This is a genomic window from Kitasatospora sp. NPDC048407, from assembly GCF_043200475.1.
Lineage (GTDB): Bacteria > Actinomycetota > Actinomycetes > Streptomycetales > Streptomycetaceae > Kitasatospora.
Genome location: NZ_JBICXW010000047.1, coordinates 1 through 4,247 on the forward strand (window position 1 = coordinate 1; position 4,247 = coordinate 4,247).

The 4,247-nt window shown below is 76.0% G+C and carries 1 protein-coding gene and 1 pseudogene; both read right to left on the reverse strand.

Features of this window, described 5'->3' with window-relative positions:
• Positions 1-32: 32 nt before the first annotated feature.
• Positions 33-2,762, reverse strand: a complete 2,730-nt coding sequence (locus ACGFWJ_RS36115) for a hypothetical protein (RefSeq protein WP_392956986.1) — start codon at positions 2,760-2,762, stop codon at positions 33-35.
• A pseudogene (locus ACGFWJ_RS36120) lies at positions 2,759-4,247 on the reverse strand (hypothetical protein); the annotation flags it as partial. The pseudogene ACGFWJ_RS36120 and the gene ACGFWJ_RS36115, both read right to left, overlap by 4 nt.

The following is a 4,247-nucleotide window of genomic DNA, read 5'->3' on the forward strand; positions in this document are numbered from 1 at the left end:
GCGGAGCTCGTCCAGGCTCGGGGGCGGAGTGCTCATGGGGTGTCTCCCGCTCGTAGCTCGGTGGTGATCTGGCGGCGGGCGGTGACGGCGGCCTCGGCCAGCACCGCGAGGGCGGCCAGCAGGGCCAGCCCGACGGCCTGTTGAAGGATCGGTGCGGCGGTGAGCCGCAGTCCGGTGGGGGTGTCGGCGCCGACGAGTGGGGCGAGGTCGACGGCGGGGCCGAGCAGCAGGACGCCGCACACGGCCGTGAGTGCCCCGCCGAGGGCGGCGACCAGGGACTGCGGCAGTGCCTCGGTGAGGATCAGCGCCAGCCCCTGCCGGGGCCGCAGGCCCATGGTGCGCAGCCGGGCCAGGGTCGCGGCGCGTTCGGGGCCGGCGCGGAACAGCGTGAGCAGGACGGAGAGCACCGCGAACAGCGCGGTGGCGCCGACCGAGACCCAGAACATCCGCTCGGCCGAGGCCTGCAGCGGGTCGTCGCCGAGGTTCGCGGTGTCGGCGGTGCGGGTCCGCACCACGTGGCCCGGCTGGTCGCCGGTGGCCGCCGGCCCGAGGTACTGGGCGGCCAGGGCGCGCACGGCGGCGTCGTCGATGTTTCCGATAGCCAGCCACTTCTTCGGGGCGCCGAACCGGGGCAGCAGGTCCTTGGCCGCGCCGAGCGGCAGCACCACGGTGGTGTTCTCGGCGCCGTTGAAGGCGGGGGTGCCGTCGGCGACGGCGACGGTGTGGATCGTGACCGCCTCGCCGCCCGCCAGCCGGAGGTTGAAGGTGCCGTTCGGCAGGTCGCTGCTGACCAGGGCGGGCATCGCACTGTCCGGTTGGGCGGTGAAGACCGCCGGGTCGAACCGGCCCCGCCCGGCGATGTCGGCGAGTTTCGCGTACTTGACCGGGTCGGCCACCACCACGTTGACCCGGACCGAACCGCCGTTGCCGAAGGTCAGCGTCACGTCGTCGTCGGTCCAGACCGGCAGGGAGACGTCCACGCCGGGCAGCCGGTCGGCGGCGGAGAGGAAGGCGTCCGACAGTCCGGCGAGTGTTCCGCCGCTGACCGAGACGTCGCCGCCGATGCTGTACCGGGCGACCTCGGTGCGTTTGGCGGCGACCGAGGTCAGGACGGTGGCGCCGACCGCGCCGCAGGTCACCGCGAGCACCAGGGCGAGCAGCGGCAGCGCCGAGGGGCGCGAGCGACCGTTGCCGCGGGCGGCGCGGGCCAGGCCGAGGAAGGCGATGGCGCCGGGCCGTCGCCCGGCCCAGCGGGCCAGCAGTCCGATCATGGCGGGCTGGATCCGGGCCAGCAGCAGCGCGCCGGTCAGCGCGAGCAGCAGCGGGGCGGCCACCAGCAGCAGGTCCACCCCTTCGCCGGCCGGGGCCACCCCGCGCCGGACGACCTGGGTGACGGCGGCCGCGGTGGTGGCCAGCACGGCGAGTTCGGCCATCAGGCGGCGGCGTCCGGAGAAGCCGCTGCCGGCCTTGTCGCGGAGCAGCAGCGCCGCCCGGACCGGGAAGGCCAGCAGGGCGAGCAGGGTCACCGAGCCGGCCGCGACGGCGGCGGGCAGCCAGCGCGGGGTGGGCAGCAGGGTGAAGGCGAGCAGCGCGCCGAGTGCGGCGGCGGGCAGTACGGTCAGCGAGCCTTCGCCGAGCAGCCGCCGGCACGTGCCGCGGATCGAGGCGCCGCGGGCCCGCAGCAGCCGCAGTTCCGCGGTGCGCCGTTCGGCGGTCAGCGCCGCGGCGAGGCAGAGCACCACGGCGGCGACCCCGGCTGCGCCGGCGGGGCCGACCTCGGTGAGCGAGTCGATGGCGCGCTGCCGCCCCCAGGCGTTGTCGATCATGGTGCGCAGCGGGCTGGTGACGCGGAGGTTGATCCGTCCGAGGCCGTTGGTCAGCTTGATGGAGACCGGGCCCTGGGTGACGGAGGCGAGGCCGAAGGAGGTCTGCTGGAGCCGGTCGGCCCGCAGCGCGTCCACCCGCACCGGCAGCCGCCAGTAGTCCTCGGCCCCGTGGCCCCACTCGCCGATCCGGGACATGTTCTCCGAACCGGTCAGCGCGACGGCGTACCAGTACTTCTCCGGGGGCTGGCCGGGGCCGCCGGGGGTGTAGTTCGTGCAGGCCGCGACCGCGCAGCCGAACCGGTCCCAGAACGGGTCCGACGGGTTGTCGACGGTGTAGAAGCCGACCACCCGGATCTGTGACGTGTTCGGCGGCACGGAGATGCGGTCCAGGATCGACTTGGTGCCGTCGAGCACCATGCCGAGCTTGACCCCGACGGTCTCGGCGGCGGACGCCGACAGTGCGACCGGGATCGGCCCGCCGTCCGGCGGGCTGTCCGGCCAGTGGCCCGCGGTCAGCTTCAGGTGCTCGCGCGCCCCGTGCTGGTACTGCAGGGCGAACTCCGGCGGGACGCCCTCGGGGCGGATCAGCGCGGGGTCGGGCAGCCTGCGCGCCTGGGCGCCCCGGCGTCCGTACACCGGGCCGCTCGGGTCGAGCGGGAGCACCGGGCCGATGGCGGCGGCGATCTGCTCCGCGGTGGAGTCCAGCAGCTGCGGGGTGTCGCCGTTGTTCGGGACGGCGGCGGTGACCTGCACGCTGGTGGCGGTCGGGCCGACCGTGTGCAGGTAGCTCTGCAGCGCGCCGTCCGCCCCGCGGTCCTGCGCCCGGGGAAGGGCCGCGGACAGGAAGACCACGGTGAACGCCAGGGCGGCGGTGAGCAGGGCGCCCAGGGGCGCGGCGCGCAGCCGGGTGCGGATCCAGGGGGCCGGGGTGCTCATTTGTCCTCCACGAACCGGAGCCGGGCGGCCATGTCGCGACGGCTGCCGACCAGGAAGGCGGACAGCAGCGGCAGGGCGGCGGTCCCGGCCGCCAGGGCGAGCACCTGGCCGAGCGGCAGCCCGACCAGGACTTCGGGCATTGGGGGGCGGGCCGCGGGGGTGAGGACCACCAGCGGCACCACCAGGTGGGCCAGCGCGGCTCCGAGCAGCAGCCCGACACCGGTGCCGATGCCGACCAGGACGACCTGTTCGGCGGCGGCGGTGCGGCGCAGCAGCCGCGGCGGCGTGCCGAGGGCCATCAGCACCGCCGACTCGCCGGCCCGTTCGCCCGCCGAGGCGGCCGCGGCGGCGACGAAGCCGATGGTGGCGAGGACGGCGGCGGCCAGCGCCAGTGCGGCCAGCGCGCTCTGCGGGGCGGCGCTCAGCGGGTCGCCGGAGCGGGCGGCGGCGTCCTCCTCGCGGAGGGTCAGCTGCTGGGCGGTCGGCCCGGCGCGCAGGGCGGCGGCGGCCTCGGCGGGGGTGCGGTCGCCGGGGCCGGTGGCGGGCAGCCACCACTCGGTGACGGGCGGGACCTCGGCGCTGTGGTCGGTCAGCCAGCGGTGGGTGCCGGCCAGGTCGAGCAGCAGGCCGGTGTCGCCGTACACGGGAAGTGCCTCGACCTGGTCGGTGATCCGGACCGGCATGCTGGTGCTGCCGAGCTGGACCTTGATCAGGTCGCCGACCTTGGCGCCGGAGTCCGTCAGGTAGGTGCGGGTGGCCAGGGCCTTGACCTCCGGGCCGGACGGGGCGCTGCCGGGGGCGAGCACCAGGGTGTGCTTGCTTTCGTTCACGCCCTCGCCCTGGGCCGGGGTGTACGCGACGGTCACCAGCCGGTCCTCGGCGCCGTCGCCGGTCACCGTCACCGGGGTGCCGGTGCCGCTCCAGGTGCCGGGGGGCGCCGGGACGGGCGTGGCCGGTCCGGTCGCGGTGTCGGAGACGGCCAGCCGGCGGATCGTCACCTCGCTGGCGGAGTCCTTGCTGTTGGTGCCGTACGTCAGCTCGAAGCCGGTCAGGCTGAGCGGCGCGGCGGCCGAGCCGAGCGGGGCGGCGGTCAGCGCGTCCAGGTCGACCGAGAAGGACTTTTCGCCCTGGGCCGGGAGCTGCGGCACCAGGACGCGGTACTGCGCGCCGAAGGCGTCCCGCAGGTGGAGCCAGAGATCGGGTGCCGTCACCTCCGGCTGCGCCCAACCGGGTGGGTGGATCCCCGTGGGGCGGTCGGCGACGTGGGCGGCCACGGTCAGGTCGATCCGGGCCGGTTTTCCGGGCAGCTCGAGGCCGGCCGGCTGCGGTTCGGCCAGCGGCGCGAACAGCTCGGTGGCGGGCCGGCCGCCGAACAGGTCGGGCCGGACGTGCAGTTCGGTGGCGGCGCGGGCGGTGTCGGTGAGCAGCACCCGGCCCCGCTTGTCGCCCGGGAGCCACTGGTCGAACTCGGCGACCGGCAGCAGC

Bases quoted from the DNA above. Each gene is read 5' to 3' on its own strand.
- ACGFWJ_RS36115 (WP_392956986.1), bottom strand. From the start codon at position 2,762: ATGAGCACCCCGGCCCCCTGGATCCGCACCCGGCTGCGCGCCGCGCCC.